Origin of the sequence: Leisingera aquaemixtae, from assembly GCF_006740765.1 — a bacterium.
GTDB lineage: Bacteria > Pseudomonadota > Alphaproteobacteria > Rhodobacterales > Rhodobacteraceae > Leisingera > Leisingera aquaemixtae.
The window spans coordinates 1,032,771-1,048,602 of sequence record NZ_CP041159.1 but is presented as its reverse complement, the minus strand read 5'-3'; the positions used below and the strand labels follow the sequence as shown (position 1 = coordinate 1,048,602).

At 64.8% G+C, this 15,832-nt stretch carries 13 protein-coding genes and 5 tRNA genes; 5 read left to right on the top strand and 13 right to left on the bottom strand.

Annotated elements, in window-relative coordinates; genetic code table 11:
- Positions 1-68: 68 nt before the first annotated feature.
- Positions 69-1,274 carry a helix-turn-helix domain-containing protein gene (locus R2C4_RS06790; protein ID WP_058288003.1) on the bottom strand — a complete coding sequence of 402 codons (1,206 nt, stop codon included), beginning with the start codon at positions 1,272-1,274 and terminating at the stop codon, positions 69-71.
- 128 nt (positions 1,275-1,402) lie between these two features.
- Positions 1,403-2,638 (bottom strand): 5-aminolevulinate synthase, encoded by a 1,236-nt coding sequence (hemA, locus tag R2C4_RS06785; RefSeq protein WP_058288002.1) that lies wholly within the window; start codon positions 2,636-2,638, stop codon positions 1,403-1,405.
- A gap of 366 nt (positions 2,639-3,004) precedes the next feature.
- Here hemA and R2C4_RS06780 point away from each other — a divergent pair, with 366 nt between their 5' ends.
- The 4 genes from R2C4_RS06780 to R2C4_RS06765 all read left to right on the top strand — a co-directional run bounded on the left by R2C4_RS06780 (position 3,005) and on the right by R2C4_RS06765 (position 6,397).
- Positions 3,005-4,396 carry a M20/M25/M40 family metallo-hydrolase gene (locus R2C4_RS06780; protein ID WP_141890074.1) on the top strand — a complete coding sequence of 464 codons (1,392 nt, stop codon included), beginning with the start codon at positions 3,005-3,007 and terminating at the stop codon, positions 4,394-4,396.
- Positions 4,397-4,707: 311 nt separating this feature from the next.
- Positions 4,708-5,586, top strand: coding sequence for an alpha/beta fold hydrolase (locus R2C4_RS06775; RefSeq protein WP_141890073.1), 879 nt, complete (start codon positions 4,708-4,710; stop codon positions 5,584-5,586).
- Positions 5,587-5,714: 128 nt separating this feature from the next.
- Positions 5,715-5,936 (top strand): hypothetical protein, encoded by a 222-nt coding sequence (locus tag R2C4_RS06770; RefSeq protein WP_058287999.1) that lies wholly within the window; start codon positions 5,715-5,717, stop codon positions 5,934-5,936.
- Between the two features lie 59 nt (positions 5,937-5,995).
- The gene (locus R2C4_RS06765; protein WP_244940791.1) at positions 5,996-6,397 is read left to right on the top strand and encodes a nuclear transport factor 2 family protein; all 402 of its coding nucleotides are present in this window, start codon (positions 5,996-5,998) and stop codon (positions 6,395-6,397) included.
- Positions 6,398-6,441: 44 nt separating this feature from the next.
- Here R2C4_RS06765 and R2C4_RS06760 read toward each other — a convergent pair.
- The 7 genes from R2C4_RS06760 to R2C4_RS06730 all read right to left on the bottom strand — a co-directional run bounded on the left by R2C4_RS06760 (position 6,442) and on the right by R2C4_RS06730 (position 8,509).
- Positions 6,442-6,518: transfer RNA gene (locus R2C4_RS06760), tRNA-Asp, on the bottom strand.
- Between the two features lie 66 nt (positions 6,519-6,584).
- Positions 6,585-6,661, bottom strand: a tRNA-Asp gene (locus tag R2C4_RS06755).
- 82 nt (positions 6,662-6,743) lie between these two features.
- Positions 6,744-6,820: transfer RNA gene (locus tag R2C4_RS06750), tRNA-Asp, on the bottom strand.
- A 199-nt stretch (positions 6,821-7,019) separates the two neighbouring features.
- Positions 7,020-7,095, bottom strand: a tRNA-Val gene (locus R2C4_RS06745).
- A 75-nt stretch (positions 7,096-7,170) separates the two neighbouring features.
- A complete protein-coding gene (locus R2C4_RS06740) occupies positions 7,171-7,740 on the bottom strand; it encodes a histidine phosphatase family protein (protein ID WP_141890072.1) in 570 nt (189 codons plus the stop codon).
- Positions 7,741-7,855: 115 nt separating this feature from the next.
- Positions 7,856-7,930: transfer RNA gene (locus tag R2C4_RS06735), tRNA-Val, on the bottom strand.
- A 123-nt stretch (positions 7,931-8,053) separates the two neighbouring features.
- The gene (locus R2C4_RS06730; protein WP_058287997.1) at positions 8,054-8,509 is read right to left on the bottom strand and encodes an Lrp/AsnC family transcriptional regulator; all 456 of its coding nucleotides are present in this window, start codon (positions 8,507-8,509) and stop codon (positions 8,054-8,056) included.
- Positions 8,510-8,642: 133 nt separating this feature from the next.
- Here R2C4_RS06730 and R2C4_RS06725 point away from each other — a divergent pair, with 133 nt between their 5' ends.
- A complete protein-coding gene (locus R2C4_RS06725; RefSeq protein WP_141890071.1) occupies positions 8,643-9,698 on the top strand; it encodes a Glu/Leu/Phe/Val family dehydrogenase in 1,056 nt (351 codons plus the stop codon).
- 324 nt (positions 9,699-10,022) lie between these two features.
- Here the strand turns inward: R2C4_RS06725 and lon are convergent, their stop codons facing one another.
- The 4 genes from lon to tgt all read right to left on the bottom strand — a co-directional run bounded on the left by lon (position 10,023) and on the right by tgt (position 15,830).
- The gene (gene lon / locus R2C4_RS06720) at positions 10,023-12,434 is read right to left on the bottom strand and encodes an endopeptidase La (RefSeq protein ID WP_058287995.1); all 2,412 of its coding nucleotides are present in this window, start codon (positions 12,432-12,434) and stop codon (positions 10,023-10,025) included.
- A gap of 244 nt (positions 12,435-12,678) precedes the next feature.
- Positions 12,679-13,338 (bottom strand): hypothetical protein, encoded by a 660-nt coding sequence (locus tag R2C4_RS06715; protein WP_244940790.1) that lies wholly within the window; start codon positions 13,336-13,338, stop codon positions 12,679-12,681.
- A 140-nt stretch (positions 13,339-13,478) separates the two neighbouring features.
- Positions 13,479-14,561: an alkene reductase gene (locus tag R2C4_RS06710; RefSeq protein WP_167510244.1), complete on the bottom strand. Its 1,083-nt coding sequence runs from the start codon at positions 14,559-14,561 to the stop codon at positions 13,479-13,481.
- Positions 14,562-14,699: 138 nt separating this feature from the next.
- Positions 14,700-15,830 carry a tRNA guanosine(34) transglycosylase Tgt gene (gene tgt / locus R2C4_RS06705; RefSeq protein WP_141890068.1) on the bottom strand — a complete coding sequence of 377 codons (1,131 nt, stop codon included), beginning with the start codon at positions 15,828-15,830 and terminating at the stop codon, positions 14,700-14,702.
- Between the last annotated feature and the right edge of the window lie 2 nt (positions 15,831-15,832).

Here is a 15,832-nt window from a genome sequence, read left to right as displayed (position 1 = left end):
CCTAGATACGCGCAGCAGCGCCGCCCTGCAATGGCAGGCGCCCGGTTCAAAGAGGAAACGGAGGGGGATTATTCGGCGGGCGGCGCAGGCTGCAGCTGTGCCACCAGGGTGGCCAGCGCCTCGTTGCGGCCATCCTGCAGGTCGGCCAGCTCGAACCGGCCGGTGATCGCCTCCATCGACAGATCGATGTTCTTGGACACCTGGCCGCGCTTTCCAACCGGGCCGAAATGCTCGCCGTTCACCGCAAAATAGATGGCGCTGCTTTCACCGGTGCGCAGACGCGGTGCATCCTCGGTCATCGGCACTTCGAACCGCTGGCCCGCATCCATGATGGTTTCCAGAATCACGCTGCCGTCGGCTGCGGTGACCTGCACCCAGGACGGTCGCACCGCCACCATTTCCACGCCCGGTTCAACCTCGGCCACCACCTGCGGCACCGGCTGTGACAGCGCGTCTTCCCCGTAGCTCATGCTGGCGTCGGCCAGGGCGACGCTGGGCAGCTCCGGCGCGGCGAAGTTGCCGATGGTGGAGGGGTCCAGGGTCGAAATCGGCGCATCGCGGGCGATCAGCACCGGCACGTCCAGCGCCTGCGGGCGGTAAAGCCGGTCCAGCGCCTCTGCCGCCGGGTCCTGGCTGCCTTCGGCGGTTTCCAGCACCGCGCTGCTGAGCGGGTCGAGATCCGCCAGCACCGCCGGGGTCTGATCCACCGGCGCAAATTGCACCTGCTGCACCTCTTTAAGGACGGCCCAGCCGCCATAGGTGATGCCGCCGATCAGCGCCGTCAGCACCATCAGCGACCCGACCGCGCGCGGTTCGATCTGGCTGAGGAAACTGCTGGGCGCGGGAATGAACGGTGTATTGGGCGAGGCAAACGCATCGCCGCCCAGCCCGGTGGACTTGGCGGCCGGCGCCGCGCCGGTCTTGCTGCGGCTGGACGCCTCGGCAGACATGCCGTGGGCAACGGAAAACCCGCTTTCCTGGCAGAAATCCTGGAACGCCTGCTCCGCATCCATGTTGAGATAGCGCGCGTAGGAGCGCACGTAGCCTGCGATGAAGCCGGGCGTGTCAAAGGCGGAAGGGTCGGAGTTTTCGATGGCAGCGATGTAAGAGGCCTTGATCCGCAACTCGCGCTGGACGTCGAGCAGCGATTTGCCCATTGTCGCCCGCTCGCCGCGCATCACGTCGCCAAGCTTCAGTTCGAAATCATCAAAACCCTTGGGCTCTGCTGTTTCGCCATGCTCTTCCTGCTTGCGCTGGGTGAAGCGCCCGATCATGCCTGCCGTCCCATAAATGCCTGCCGCCTCGTTTCAGAGTGGTGAAGGAATCACAGTCGCGACTCAGATCCACTCATTGGTTGACAGCAGCGTAACACACTCAGCGTTAATTTACACTGATCAGTATGTTACCCGGCAAGTTCGGCACGATTCAGCGCACAATGCGACCATAATGAGTCCATCGCCTTGACCAGCGCGTCAATCTCCTTGGGGCCGTGCACGGGCGACGGCGTGAAGCGCAGGCGCTCGGTGCCGCGCGGCACGGTGGGGAAATTGATCGGCTGCACGTAGATGCCGTAGTCTTCCAGCAAGTGGTCGGAGAGTACCTTGGTATGGACCGGGTTGCCGACAATCACCGGCACGATGTGGCTGCCATGGTCGATGATCGGCAGACCCAACCCCTTAAGCCGCAGTTTCAGCACCTTGGCCTGGTCCTGATGCTTGTCGCGCAGGTCCTGCGCCCCCTTCAGGTAGGCAACCGAGGCCGCCGCCCCTGCCGCCACCGCAGGCGCCAGAGAGGTGGTGAAGATGAAGCCCGGCGCATAGGAGCGGATGGCGTCGCACATCTTGGCCGAAGCGGCGATATAGCCGCCCATCACACCGTATGCCTTGGCGAGGGTGCCGTTGATGATGTCGATCCGGTGGGCCAGCTGGTCACGCTCGGTCACGCCGCCGCCGCGGGGGCCGTACATGCCGACCGCGTGCACCTCGTCGATATAGGTGAGCGCGCCGAATTCCTCGGCGAGGTCGCAGATTTCCGCAATCGGGCCAAAGTCGCCGTCCATCGAATAGACCGATTCAAAGGCAATCAGCTTGGGCGCGCTGGGGTCGTCGGCCTCCAGCAGCTCGCGCAGATGGGCCACGTCATTGTGACGGAAGATGCGCTTGGCGCCGCCGTTGCGGCGCACGCCTTCGATCATCGAGGCATGGTTCAGCGCGTCGGAATAAATGATCAGCCCCGGGAACAGCTTGGGCAGGGTGCTCAGCGTCGCGTCATTGGCAATATAGGCCGAGGTGAACAGCAGCGCCGCTTCCTTGCCGTGAAGATCGGCCAGTTCGGCCTCCAGCTGCTTGTGATAGACCGTGGTGCCGGAAATGTTGCGGGTGCCGCCGGAGCCTGCGCCGGTTGCGTTGATGGCGTCATGCATCGCGTCCAGCACCACCGGATTCTGGCCCATGCCGAGGTAGTCGTTGCCGCACCAGACAGTGATGTCCTGCTTGCTGCCATCAGGCCGGTTCCACACCGCATGCGGGAAATGGCCCTTCTTGCGCTCGATGTCGATGAAGGTCCGGTAGCGTCCCTCTTGGTGCAGGCTGCCAATTGCAGCATCCAGTTTCGCGGTATAGTCCACCGGCATCTCCATAGCTAATTGTGCTCCCTCGAAGCACGCGGGCTGTGTAAAGGGCTTGGCCGTCCGGCAATTAAACCACATTCACGTTCAGGAATGGTTACCGCAGGCCTCCCCTTCGATCAACTGCATACCCGCAGGCAAGGGTGCGCAACATTGATGCAGGTCAAATAGAACTTAATCAAAGGACGGGCAAGGACAGCTGCGGCCAACCTGCGTCCGTTTACGTCGTGTCCCGTGCGCATTCCGGCTGCGGCGGCCCGGACGAGACAGAAGAAATCCTGCGCTGCCCCCTCTGGCCCCTTGCCGAGGGCACTGCTAGGGTCCGCGGCAAATTGGCCCAAATTCCGGGCCTTCCCCCGGCAAACAGGAGAGCATGAGATGGCACTGAATGACGTTCTGGACCGGATCGACGCAGAGCTGGACGCCGCCACCGGGCGGCTGATGGAGCTGTTGCGCATCCAGTCGATTTCCACCGATCCGGCCTATAAGGCGGAGTGCGACCAGGCCGCCGATTGGCTGGTTGCGGATTTGAACGCCATCGGGATCAAGGCGGAGAAACGCGCAACCCCGGGCCATCCGATGGTGGTGGGCCACGTGGGCGAGGAGAATACAGATGTCCCGCATGTGCTGTTTTACGGCCATTACGATGTGCAGCCGGTCGACCCGCTGGACCTGTGGAAAACCCCGCCGTTTGAGCCGCAGCTGGAGGACACCCCGAACGGCACCGTGATCCGCGGCCGCGGCGCGTCGGACGACAAGGGCCAGCTGATGACCTTTGTCGAGGCCTGCCGCGCCTGGAAGGACGTGAACGGCTCCCTGCCCTGCCGCATCACCTTTTTCTTCGAAGGCGAAGAGGAGAGCGGCTCCCCCTCGCTGATCCCCTTCATGGAGTCCAACGCCGAAGAGCTGAAAGCCGATATCGCGCTGATCTGCGACACGTCCATGGTGTCGCGCGGAGTGCCGTCGATCTCCTCGCAGCTGCGCGGCATGCTGAAGGATGAATTCACCATTATTGGCCCGCGCATCGACCTGCACTCCGGCCATTATGGCGGCCCCGGCCTGAACCCGCTGCGGGTGCTGTCGGAAGTCGTCGCCTCCTTCTATGACAATGAAACCGGGCGCGTCGCGGTCGATGGTTTCTATGAAGGCGTGCACGAGGTGCCGGAAGACCAGCTGCGCCAGTGGCAGACCTGCGGCTTTGACGAGGCCGAGTACCTGAATTCCGTCGGCTACACCCGCCCGCACGGCGAAACCGCTTATTCCACCCTGGAACAGCAATGGGCCCGCCCGACGCTGGAGGTGAACGGTCTCTGGGGCGGCTATAACGGCGCCGGCTCCAAGACCGTGATCCCGTCGGAAGCGCACTGCAAAATCACCTGCCGCCTGGTCGGCGACATGGATCCGGACGCGCTGCGCAGCAAAATCCGCAAACACGTCGAGGACCGCCTGCCGGTGGATGCCGCGGTGCGCTGGGACAACGACCTGGAAGGCTCGCCCGCCTCGGTGATGAACATCTCCCGGCCCGAATTCGAGGCTGCCCGCGGCGCGCTGTCGGACGAGTGGCAGCGCGAGGCGGTGTTCTGCGGCATGGGCGGCTCGATCCCGATCGCCGGCTACTTCAAGTCGATCCTCGACATGGACGCGATGCTGATCGGCTTTGCCAATGATGACGACGCCATCCATTCCCCGAACGAGAAATACGACCTGAAAAGCTTCCACAAGGGCATCCGCTCCTGGGCCCGCGTCCTGGACGCCCTGACCACGAAGTGACGAACAGCGGGCGGACGCTTCTCCGCGCTCCGCCCGTGCCGCAGTTTTCGGGCTGAAGCCGCGCAAGCGAACCCTCCCGCCCGTCATCGGGCCTCTGGCAAGGCCCTCTTCCCGTTGGGTATGGCGCCGCTGGCGCGGCGCGCGCCGTGTGCCAGCACGGCGCCGGGCCCAAGGCTTGTGGGGCTGCATCTTTGATGCGGCGCCAAGGCGCGGGAGCCCCCTCCCCGGTGCGAAAACACAGCGGCAGGCTTGATCCTAAGCCGCCGGCAGGGTCCAATCCCGGAAACCCGCCGCCGCGAAGGGAGAAGACCATGCCAGCATCGCCTCAATCCGGCACCCTGCAGGTGAACGGCCAGCAGATCGCCTATACCCTGCGCGGCGACGGCCCGCCGCTGCTGCTGCTGCACGGCTTCCCGCAGACCAAGGAAATGTGGGAGGAGGCCGCCCCCGACCTCGCCCGCCGCTTCACCGTGGTGACGGCGGATCTGCGCGGCTACGGCGCCAGCTCCAAACCCGAAGGCGTGGACGCGATGAGCTTCCGCAACATGGCCGCCGACCAGCTGGCGCTGATGCGCGCCCTGGGCTTCCCCCGCTTTCACCTGGCGGGCCACGACCGTGGCGGGCGCACTGCGTACCGGCTGGCGCTCGACGCGCCAGAGGCGGTGGCCAGCGTAACGGTGATGGACATCATCCCGACCCACCTGCTGCTGGACCAGCTGACGCAGAAGGTGGCCCGCGCCTATTACCACTGGTTTTTCCTGGCCCAGCCCGCGCCGCTGCCGGAGCGGATGATCGGCGCCGATCCGCAGGCCTATTTCGAAAGCTGCCTGCTGGGCTGGGGCGGCGCCTCCCTGTCTGACTTCCCGGCGCCGGCGCTGGCGGCCTACCGCCGCGCCTGGGCGGATCCGGCCTGCGTGCATGCCATGCGCAACGATTACCGCGCCGCCATCGACGTCGATTTCCACCACGATGCCCGCGACCTGGACCGCAAGGTGCACTGCCCGGCGCTGGTGCTTTACGGGGCAGACGGCGCCATGGGCAAAGCCTATGACGTCGCCGCGACCTGGGCGCCGCACCTGCAGGACATGACCGCGCGAGGCATCCCCGGCGGGCATTTCTTCATCGACAGCAGCCCCCGCGAAACCGCCGCCGCACTGCTGGAGTTCCTCAGCCCTCTGCCGCCCCTGTAACCGCCCCGCTGCGCAGCACCTCTCCGCCGCAATTTGCGTTCGTTTTACGCACGCGGATTAAGACTTGCTTATCGCTCTTGGCCTAGCCTGCCCGGTAGCACGCAAGACCTTACAGACGGAGACAGCAGATGGTTCAAAGCAGGTTCAAACGGCCTTCCGGATTCGAGGGCAACCAGACAGACCCGGAGGAAAGCTACCGCGCCGGCTATCAGCACGGAACCCGCGTCCTGCTGCGCTACCTGGAGGCCAATCCCAAACCCGATCTGGACCACATCAAGAAGTGGGTGAACGCCGAGCTGACCGGCTGGCGCCACGACACCAGCGCGGAACCGGTGCCGCCTGCGCTCTGAAGGCCGCCGCTGCAAACCGGCCGCTTGCCTGACCTGCCTCCCGCGGTCAGGCTGGCGTCATGACACAAATGATTCCGACTGACGGCCCGCAACTGAACGAAATCCTCACCCTGGAGACCAGCGTTTGGGAGGCCATGGTTCTCGGCGACCGGCATTTAGACGCGCAAGTCCTCGCTGACAGCTTTCTGGGCGTCTACCCCAGCGGCTTTGCAGGCAAAGCCGATCACTGCGAGCAGCTCCGAGACGGGCCAGTGGTGGCCGAATACAGGCTGAGCAGCGCCCGCCTGCGCTGCATCGGCAATGCTGCTGCACTGCTCTCCTACCGCGCGTCCTACCGGTCATCAGGCTCGGCGGAATGGAAGGTAATGCTGATATCGTCACTCTGGGAGAAAGAAGGCGGGAAGTGGCTCAACACATTCAGCCAGGACACCCCGGAAACAGGGGGCAGGATGCACGAATGACGTCCAGCATTGCCTGGGAGCGGCATCATTAGAAAAGGGGAAAGTGGCGCGGTTGACGGGGCTCGAACCCGCGACCCCCGGCGTGACAGGCCGGTACTCTAACCAACTGAGCTACAACCGCGCATGGGCCTTTCGGCTATTATCCCCTCCGGGGCGGACCCTGAAACGTCAGGGCGGCGGGCGAAAGTGGCGCGGTTGACGGGGCTCGAACCCGCGACCCCCGGCGTGACAGGCCGGTACTCTAACCAACTGAGCTACAACCGCATTTTCGCCTTGCGGCGGACCGTCTCCGGTCCGGTTCCCCTCCGGGGCGGATCCTGATTGACCCCAGGATGGGGTGCAGCAGTGGCGCGGTTGACGGGGCTCGAACCCGCGACCCCCGGCGTGACAGGCCGGTACTCTAACCAACTGAGCTACAACCGCCCGCTGCAAATCCAGCATCGCTGCTGAATGTTGGGCTGTAATATTCCCACCCCCCTAAGCCGTCAAGCCGTGTTTTGCCTTTTTCCGAACTTTCCGGGAAAAAAATGACCTGCGCCAGACAACCCCCTGAAACGGCAGGAAAAACGACTTATCAGCACCGCCTCATGGGCGAACTTCGGTCTTGTTCTGCAAGGGGGGATGGTGGGTCGTGAGAGGCTCGAACTCCCGACATCTTCGGTGTAAACGAAGCGCTCTACCAACTGAGCTAACGACCCGATGAGCGGGGATTTAGACAAAGCCGCCCGGCAGTTCAAGAGTAAAAAGCAGATTTTTCGACCAGCCCGGCCCGGTCACTCCAGAACCGTCTCCGCCCCGTTTTCCAGCACATAGACACAGCCCTGCCCGTTCGGCAGCGCCGCCATCCGGTCCCGGCTCAGCCCGCAGACGATACCGCGCATCACCTGCCCCAACAGTCCATGCGCCACCACCACCGACGGGCCGGTCAGCGACTGCATGAAGTCCAGGATGCGGCCATGGAAGCTGTCATACCCCTCGCCGCCGGGCGCTTCGCAGAACAGGTCCAGATTGTACGGGTTCTCCCCGTGGATCTGCGGGTACTGCGCTGCAACCTCTGCCAGCGTCATGCCCTGGAAATCTCCGGCAAAGGCTTCCGCCAGGCGGGGATCGGTCGCAAACGGCGCGCCGCCAAGGGCAATATCCGCCGTCTGCTGCGCCCGGCCCAGGGGCGAGGCATAACAGGCCGGGGCCTGTTCCATCACCGGCGCCATCAGCGCAGCCTGCCGGCGGGCGTGCTGAACCCCCAGCGGCGTCAGCGGCGATTCCAGCTGGCCCTGGATGCGCCGCTCGGCGTTCCATTCGGTCTGCCCGTGCCGCAGCAGCCAGATTTTCGGAAATTGCATCACGCGCCCCCTGCCCGGTTTCTCGGGCAAATTGGTAGCCGCAAGCCGCCGCCAGCGAAACCCCGGAAACGGAAAAAGGCGCTCAACCTTCGCAGGGAGCGCCTTTCCGGAAAAATGGTGGGTGATAAGAGATTTGAACTCCTGACATCTTCGATGTGAACGAAGCGCTCTACCACTGAGCTAATCACCCGTGAGGCAGGCTTTTAACGCCCGGATGCAGGCTCCGCAAGAGGGCCGGCAGAAGATTTTTGCCCCTCGCGCGCATTTTCTTCACGCGCGGTTGCAGCCGCCCGCGGACGGCGCCGTGACCTGGTCAGCAGGCAGGCAGCGCGTCGCGCTGGATCATCGTGCGCAGGGTAAAGCTGGAGCGCGTGTTGCGGATGCCCGGCACCCGCATCAGCTTGTCTTCCAGGAAGCGGTCGAAATCCGGCAGATCTTCGGCCACCACCCGTAGCAGGATATCCCGTGTGCCGGTCATCAAATAGCATTCCATCACCTGATCGAACCGGCGCACCGCGTTTTCAAAGGCGCTGAGCGCTTCGGTGGATTGCCTGTCCAGCTCCACAGCCACAAAGATGGTGACAGGCAGCCCCAGCTTGGCCTGATCGACGCGGGCGGAATAGCCGGAGATCACGCCGCTCTCCTCCAGGCTGGCGACCCGGCGGGCGCAGGGCGTGGGCGACAGCCCGACCATGCCGGACAGTTCCGAAATCTTCAGCCGCCCGTTGCGCTGAAGCGCGGCGACAATCTTGCGGTCAATCGAATCCATGGCGGTTTTCCCTAAACGTGACGCCCCTGTTGGAGGTTACCACCAAAACAGCCGATTCCCGCACCGCTTTTTGGTGAAAACCGGCGCTGCGGACCCGCTATTATTCCGGGAAGGTTTAGGAGGATCAAACCAAATGACAGTGACTGCCGTCGCATCCAGCAGCCATGAAGAGATTTACCGCGTCGAGGAGCCGTCCGTTGGCCTCCTGGGCTTTATCGCCGTGCATTCCACCCGCCTGGGCCCGGCCGCCGGCGGACTGCGCATGCGGCCCTACGCCAGCGAAGACGAAGCGCTGACCGACGTGAAGCGCCTCAGCGAAGGCATGACCTACAAGAACGCGGCCGCGGGGCTGACGCTGGGCGGCGGCAAGGCGGTGATCATCGGCGATCCCGCCAAGCACAAGACGCCTGAGCTGCTGCGCGCCTTTGCCCGCGCCATCGAGAGCCTGGACGGCCGCTACATCACCGCCGAGGACATGGGCATGAGCCCGGCGGATATGGCCATCCTGGCGGAGGAAACCCGCTTTGTGGCGGGCCTCGCGGACGGCGAGTTCGCCAGCGGCGACCCCTCGCCGATCACCGCGCGCGGCATCTTCAACGCCATCCGCACCACCCGCGCCCGCAAGCACGGCAGCCGCGACCTGTCCGGCGTCACCGTGTCGGTGCAGGGCCTGGGCCACGTCGGCTGGTACCTCTGCCAGTTCCTGCACGAGGCCGGCGCCAAACTGGTTGTCACCGACATCGACGAGAGCCGTGTGGAGCGGGCGATCGAAGAGTTCGGCGCCAAGGCAGTGCCGCTGGCGGAGATCTACGGCGCCGAGGCGGACGTCTTTGCCCCCTGTGCCATCGGCGGCATCCTGAACGCCCAGACCATCCCCCAGCTGAAGGCAGACATCGTCGCAGGCGGCGCCAACAACCAGCTGGCCACGGCAGAGGACGGCGCGGCGCTGCATGCCCGCGGCATCCTCTATGCGCCCGACTTCGTGGCCAACGGCGGCGGCATCATCAACGTCGCCACCGAGATCCAGAAGATCAAGGACCGCGAGGGCTTTGTCGCCGAGAAGCTGCGGGCGCTGGATGAAACCATGGCAGCGATCCTGACCCAGGCCCAGGCGGCGGACGTCAGCCCGGCGGAAATGGCCATCGCCACCGTGCAGGCCAAGATGGAGAAGGCCAGCAAGGCCGCCTGATCCCTTAGTCCGGCGCAGCCGCGGGGCACTCCCGCGGCTGAACGGTCCCCGGCCTGCGGCCGGACCCCATCCTGCCTTTGGGCCTGGCGGCCTGGCCCTTCCGGGCAGGCCGCGCGCCGCACCCCGGGTGCGGCGCCACGCCCAACGGGAGCGGATGCGCCCTGGCGCAGCCGGCGACGGGCGGGAGGACGGCCTGAGCGCGCGCGCCCGGTGTGCCAGTGACATAACAGCCCCGCTCAGAAGGGCCAGAACGGAAGAGAACACCTGAAAAAGGGCGGCCCCGCGGGACCGCCCTTTCTTTTTTCCAGCAAGCTGAGGCCGGGATCAGTGGGCGGTTGCCCCCGCCCCCTCGTCAGAGCCTTTCAGCGCCGCCTTGGCCGCGGCAGCCTCTTCAGCCGCTTCATCCCATTCGATGGGCTCAGGCTGCGAGACCAGCGCGTGCATCAGCACTTCGGAGACATGCGACACCGGGATGATCTCCAGGCCTTCCTTCACATTGTCCGGAATCTCCGGCAGGTCCTTTTCGTTCTCCTGCGGGATCAGCACCGTCTTGATGCCGCCGCGCAGTGCCGCCAGCAGCTTCTCCTTGAGGCCGCCGATGGCCAGCGCATTGCCGCGCAGGGTCACCTCGCCGGTCATCGCGATGTCCTTGCGGACCGGGATCTGGGTCAGCACCGACACGATGGAGGTCACCATCGCGAGACCCGCCGAAGGGCCGTCCTTGGGCGTCGCGCCTTCCGGCACGTGCACGTGGATGTCCCAATGGTCGAACTTCGTCGGCTTGATGCCCAGTTTCGGCGAGACCGAGCGCACATAAGACGACGCCGCCTCGATCGATTCCTTCATCACATCGCCCAGCTTGCCGGTGGTCTTCATCCGGCCCTTGCCCGGCAGCCGCAGCGCCTCGATCGACAGCAGCTCGCCGCCGACGGAGGTATAGGCCAGACCGGTGACCACACCGACCTGGTCTTCCTTCTCGGCCAGGCCGAACCGGTACTTGGGCACGCCCAGGAACTCGTCGAGGTTGTCCGGCGTGACAGTCACGGTCTCCGCCTCTTTCTTGACGATCTTGGTCAGCGATTTGCGCGCCACCTTGGCGATCTCGCGCTCCAGGTTCCGCACCCCCGCCTCGCGGGTGTAGGTGCGGATCATCGCGGTCACCGCGTCCTCGGTCAGCTCGAACTCCTTGGCCTTCAGGCCGTGGTTCTTCACCTGCTTGGAAATCAGGTGCTGCTTGGCGATCTCGCGCTTTTCGTCCTCGGTGTAGCCGGACAGCGGAATGATCTCCATCCGGTCCAGGAGCGGCCCAGGCATGTTGTAGCTGTTCGAGGTGGTCAGGAACATCACGTTCGACAGGTCGTATTCCACCTCAAGGTAGTGATCCATGAAGGTGTTGTTCTGTTCCGGATCCAGCACCTCCAGCATCGCCGAGGCGGGGTCGCCGCGGAAATCCTGGCCCATCTTGTCGATTTCATCGAGCAGGATCAGCGGGTTGGTGGTCTTTGCCTTCTTCAGCGCCTGGATGATCTTGCCGGGCATCGAACCGATATAGGTGCGGCGGTGGCCGCGGATCTCGGATTCGTCGCGCACGCCGCCCAGGCTGATGCGGATGAACTCGCGCCCGGTGGCCTTGGCAACCGATTTACCCAGGCTGGTCTTACCCACGCCCGGCGGGCCGACGAGGCACAGGATCGGCCCCTTCAGCTTGGCCGAGCGCTGCTGCACCGCCAGATATTCGACGATCCGCTCCTTGACCTTCTCCAGCCCGTAGTGATCCGCGTCCAGGATCTCCTGCGCCTTGTTCAGGTCTTTCTTGACGCGCGACTTGGTGCCCCACGGGATCGACAGCATCCAGTCGAGGTAGTTGCGCACCACCGTGGCTTCCGCCGACATCGGCGACATGTTCTTGAGCTTCTTCAGCTCCGCATCCGCCTTTTCGCGCGCCTCTTTCGACAGCTTGGTCGCGGCGATCTTCTCTTCCAGCTCAGCGATTTCGCCTGCGCCTTCCTCGCCGTCGCCCAGCTCCTTCTGAATGGCCTTCATCTGCTCATTCAGATAGTACTCGCGCTGGGTCTTCTCCATCTGGGATTTGACGCGGGTCTTGATCTTCTTTTCGACCTGCAGAACCGACAGCTCGCCCTGCATCAGGCCATAGACCTTCTCCAGCCGCTCGCTGACGGAGAGGGTTTCCAAAAGCTCCTGCTTGCGGTCGACGTCAATGCCCAGGTGGCCCGCCACCAGATCGGCCAGCTTGGCCGGTTCAGCGGTCTCGCCCACGGCAGACAGCGCTTCCTCGGGGATGTTCTTGCGCACCTTGGCATAGCGCTCGAACTCGTCGCCCACGGTGCGCACCAGCGCCTCGGTGGTGGTGACGTCGCCAGGCATTTCCGCCAGCTCCTCGGCCTTCGCCTCGAAGTAGTCGTCGTTTTCCAGGAATTCGGTGATCTTGACCCGGGTCTGGCCCTCGACCAGCACCTTGACGGTGCCATCGGGCAGCTTCAGCAGCTGCAGCACGTTGGCCAGCACGCCGACGGTGTAAATGCTATCGGTTTCCGGGTCGTCCTCGGAGGGGTCGATCTGGCTCGACAGCAGGATCTGCTTGTCGTCCGCCATCACCTCTTCCAGGGCGCGCACCGATTTTTCCCGGCCCACGAACAGCGGCACGATCATGTGGGGGAACACCACGATATCGCGCAGCGGCAGCACGGGATAGGAGGAATTGAGTGGCTCTTGCATACTCGGTCCTTTGCTTGGCAAGACGGCCCGGCCCCGGTCCCGGCAGCACTTGGCGCGTCTCCTCATTGGATGTCTTTATCTGGGGGGATGGTTAATGATTTTCAACCTGCCCGCCGCTTGGTTGGCCCCACCTTGCCCGCAGCGCGCCCGGACCACAAGGCGCAAATGACCGGAGGGTGACCAAAGCGCTAACGCGCCTGAGCAGGCGCCGGATCCGGCCAGTCAGCATGGCGGATTCCGCCATTCAGCGCCGCACCAGCGTCACCAGGCCGCGCTCTATGCGGCCTGGTGCCCCGGTCTCGCTGTAGGTGCCGCTCATTCGCGACTGATCGATCAAGAACAATCGGTATGTCTGCTGCAAAACATGCCCCGTTCCGGTGTCCTGCTGCGCCTGAATGTTCAGACGCAGCAGCTGATCCGGTCCGCAGGGCAAGGGGCCCAGGGCGATCTCGTCCAGAAACACCTCCGCATCGTCCGGCAGGTCGCCGCGGCCGGCGCTTTCGGCCCGCAGCCCGCTGCCCGGCGCCGGCGGCGCGCGGTCCTCAACCGCGACCGGCATGAACCCCAGCACGGGCGATCCCGCCACCAGCCGGCCGTTCCTGAAATCCAGCGACAGAATTTCGCCGCTGCGCTGCGGCATCGGCTGCATTTCGACCCGCCCGGCCGAGACCAGACCCATTTCGCCCGGTCCCTTTTTCATGATCCAGCGCCCGCGCAAGGCGCTGGACTTGCCCTTGACCAGTTCCTCCAGCGTGAGGGTGCAGCCATCCAGCGGCGGCGCCTTGAAAAAACCTGATGCCTCCGCCAGCGATCCGGGAGAGCGGGCGGCGTCCGCAGTCTGAGCCTCAGCCGCCGGCGAGCTTCCCAGCAGAACCGCCAGAACAAATGCGCGCAACCAGGTCATCGCCATCCTCCCCGCTTTTGCGCGAGGGTAGCAGACAGGGTCTTCACAACAGGTGAACGGGCGCGCCGAAACCCGCTGAAATGGCACCGGCGGCCGGGCGTTCGCTGCCCCGCCGCCGGCCCCTGATCAGGGCAGCAGCGCTATTCAGCCGCCTGCTGCATCACCGGGTAGTCGGTGTACCCCTCATCTCCGCCGCCATAGAAAGTGTCCGGATCGCCTTCGTTCAGCGGCGCGTTTGCTGCCAGCCGGTTCACCAGATCCGGGTTGGCGATGAAGGGGCGGCCGAAGGCCACCAGGTCAGCCTCGCCCGAGGCGGTCCGCGCCAGCGCGGTGCCGCGGTCATAGCCGTTGTTGGCCATATAGGTGCCGGCGTACATCTTCCGCAGGGTGTCAAAATCCCCGGCCCGGGCGCCGCCGGTCTCGCCTTCGACCATGTGCAAATAGGCCAGGCCATAGGAGTTCAGTTTCTGGATTAGCGGCGCGTAATGACCCACGGGATCGCTGTCGGACACATCGTTGAAGGTGGCAAACGGCGACAGGCGCAGGCCGATGCGGCCGGCCTCCCAGACCGTCTGCAGCGCGTCAAGAATCTCGAAAACGATGCGGGCGCGGTTTTCCGGGGAGCCGCCATAGGCATCGGTGCGGGTGTTCACCCCGTCCTTCAGGAACTGCTCCAGAAGATAGCCGTTGGCCGCATGCAGCTCGACACCGTCAAACCCCGCGTCCTTGGCGTATTTCGCGGCCTGCACAAAGTCGGCAATCACCCGCTGGATGTCTTCCGCGCTCAGCGCCTGCGGCTTGGCCGTCGGCACGAACCCTTCATGGGTGAACGTCTGCGCCTCTGCCGCGGCATCGGTGGAGGACACAGCCCTGGTGCCCCCGGGCAGCAGCGAGTCATGTGTGATACGCCCGACATGCCACAGCTGGATAACGATCTTGCCGCCCTTGGCGTGGACCGCATCCGTGACCTTGCGCCAGGCCGCAGCCTGCGCCGCGGTGTGAATGCCCGGGGTCTGGATATACCCCTTGCCCTCGGGGCTGATCTGGCTGCCCTCGGTGATGATCAGGCCGGCGCCCGCCCGCTGGGCATAGTATTCCGCATGCCGGTCCAGCACCTCGCCGGTTTCGTCATCAGCCCGGTTGCGGGTCAGCGGCGCCATGACAATGCGGTTGCTCAACGCGATTGCGCCAGCGGTGGTGGCGGAAAACAGTTCTTGGCTCACGGGGATGTCCCTCCGGTCAAAGTGTCCAGCAACAGGAACGTTGCCGGAATGACCTGAGCACTCCGCCCCGCGCTTTCAACCGGGCGTCAGCCACAGAACCTGCCCGCCCGCGCACAGTGACTGTTCAGCCGCGCCCGTTCACAACCGCTCGATATCGCCTTGCGCGCGGGTGTCGTGGAAGTCCTTCTGCCAGGCCTCAAACGTGCCTGCGGCAATCGCCTCCCGCATTCCTCCCATGATCTCCTGGAAGTAATGCAGGTTGTGCCAGGTCAGCAGCATGCCCGAGATCATCTCGTTCGAACGGAATACATGGTGCAGGTAGGCGCGGGAGTAGTTCGAGCAGGCCGGGCAGCTGCACTGCTCATCCAAAGGCCGCGGGTCGTCCTGGTGCCGGGCGTTCTTGATGTTCACTACGCCATAGCGGGTGAACGCCTGCCCGGTGCGCCCCGAGCGCGACGGCAGCACGCAGTCCATCATGTCGATGCCGCGCGCCACCGCGCCGACGATGTCGTCGGGCTTGCCCACGCCCATCAGGTAGCGCGGTTTGTCCTCCGGCAGCATGTCCGGCGCAAAGTCCAGGCAGCCGAACATCGCCTCCTGCCCCTCGCCCACCGCCAGGCCGCCGACGGCATAGCCGTCAAAGCCGATGGCCTTCAGCGCCTCGGCGCTTTCCTCGCGGAAGTCCCGCTCCAGACCGCCCTGCTGGATGCCGAACAGCGCGTGCCCCGGACGGTCTCCGAAGGCCTCGCGCGACCGCTCCGCCCAGCGCATCGACAGCCGCATGCTTTCAGCAATCCGGTCGCGGTCCGCCGGCAGCGCCGGGCATTCGTCGAAACACATCACGATGTCAGACCCCAAAAGCCGCTGGATCTCCATCGAGCGTTCCGGCGTCAGCTCATGCCGGGAGCCGTCGATATGGGATTTGAACGTCACGCCCTTCTCGGTCAGCTTGCGCAGGCCCGCCAGCGACATCACCTGGAACCCGCCCGAGTCGGTCAGGATCGGCCGCTCCCAGTTCATGAACTTGTGCAGGCCGCCCAGCCGGTCGATCCGCTCCGCCGTCGGACGCAGCATCAGGTGATAGGTATTGCCCAGCAGGATGTCGGCCCCGGTCGCGCGCACGCTTTCCGGCATCATCGCCTTCACGGTTGCAGCCGTGCCAACCGGCATGAAGGCAGGCGTGCGGATCTCGCCGCGCGGCGTCTGGATGACGCCGGTGCGCGCTTTCCCGTCCGTTGCTTTCATTTCGAAGTTGAAAAGGGTAGCCATAT